This window comes from Actinosynnema sp. NPDC023658 (genome assembly GCF_040639995.1).
Lineage (GTDB): Bacteria > Actinomycetota > Actinomycetes > Mycobacteriales > Pseudonocardiaceae > Actinosynnema.
Map to the genome: position 1 here is coordinate 1 of NZ_JBFAAX010001279.1, position 1417 is coordinate 1417.

At 73.8% G+C, this 1417-nt stretch carries 2 protein-coding genes; both read left to right on the forward strand.

Annotated features, from left to right (window positions below):
- Window positions 1–471: hypothetical protein (locus AB0G02_RS40255; protein ID WP_360805820.1), on the forward strand; the 471-nt coding region annotated here is incomplete at its 5' end.
- Window positions 472–497: 26 nt separating this feature from the next.
- The coding region (locus AB0G02_RS40260) for a penicillin acylase family protein (protein WP_360805823.1) at window positions 498–1417 on the forward strand (920 nt) is incomplete at its 3' end.

The following is a 1417-nucleotide window of genomic DNA, read 5'->3' on the forward strand; positions in this document are numbered from 1 at the left end:
ACCAGCGGCCTGCTGGCGGTGTCCACTGCCGAGGGTGACACAGGTCTCGCCGTCGTGCGTTCCGTCCGCGAGCAGTGGCTCGCCGCACAACGCTGGGCCGCGCTGCCGCTGGAGGTGCTGCTGGCCGACCCGCTCGCCGAGTTCGCGTTCGCCGACGCGGGCGAGCTGGTGGACGTGGTCGTCGCGATGGACACCGCGCGCGACTCCCGGCCCACCTCGGGGCGGCTCGCCATGACCCGGCTCGCCGACGTCGGCAAGCCGCTGGTCGCCACGGTCCTCGGTCCGCCGCTCACCGTCTCGGTCAACGTCGCGGATTCCGGCACCACCAGGCTGACCGTCGAACGCCGCACGGGAGCCGACGGCGTCCCGATGGCCGTGGACGTGCTCGACAGCTCGGTGCGAGCGCTGCTAGCCATTGCCGACGACCCGGCCGCACCCGTGGCGGGCACGCAGATCACGGGGCGCCGGTGAGCCGGCCGGTCCACGAGGTGCCTGGGGTGCACGGCCCGGTGACGGTCCGGTTCGATGACCACGACCGTCCCCTGATCGACGCCACGACCTGGGTCGACGCCGCCGCCGGGCTCGGGTGGAGCGTCGCCCGCCACCGCAGGCGGCAGCTGGACGTGTTGCGCCGCACCGCACAGGGTCGTCTCGCGGAGGTGCTAGGCCCTGCCGCGGTCACGTCCGACCTGCGCTGCCGGACCCTCGACCTCGCCGGGGTAGCCGAGCGGTGTCTGGAGCTGCTCCCCGAGGACCAGCGGCAGCTGCTCGAGGCCTTCGCCCACGGCGTCTCCGCGGGCCTCGACCCCGCCGACGAGCCGTGGCGACCGCTGGACTCGATCAGCGTGGCGCAACTGCTGTTCGACCAACTGTCGTTCGACGGCGGGGAGCACCGCATGGTCGAGGTGCTCGACCGGACCTTGCCGAGGGCCGTGGTGGACTTCCTCCTCACCGCCGACGACGACTACGCGACCGACCTCGACGGCCGTCCCGCACCGCCGGTAGGCTCGGAACTTCCCCTCGCCGAGTTACGCGCGCTGGTCGAGGCGTCCGGCGACGGGGACCCCGCGCGGCTCGTGGTCAGGGAACTACGCGCGACCGGCAGCAACGCGTGGGCGGTCTCCGACGGCGAGACGGCGACGCTCGCCAGCGACATGCACCTGGCGCTGACCGTCCCCGCGCTCTGGTACGCGGCGGTGCTCCGGGTCGGCGACCGGACCGTCACAGGCGTCACGGTGCCCGGACTGCCGGTCATCGTGGCCGGCACGAACCAGCGGGTGGCGTGGGGCTTCACCCGGCTCGCGGCCGACACCGCCGACCTGGTGGAACTGCGCCCCGGCCGCACCCCGGACAGCTTCCGCGACCCTTCCGGAGGCGACCGGCCTTTCGACACCCGCGTCGAGACCATCGCGGTGCT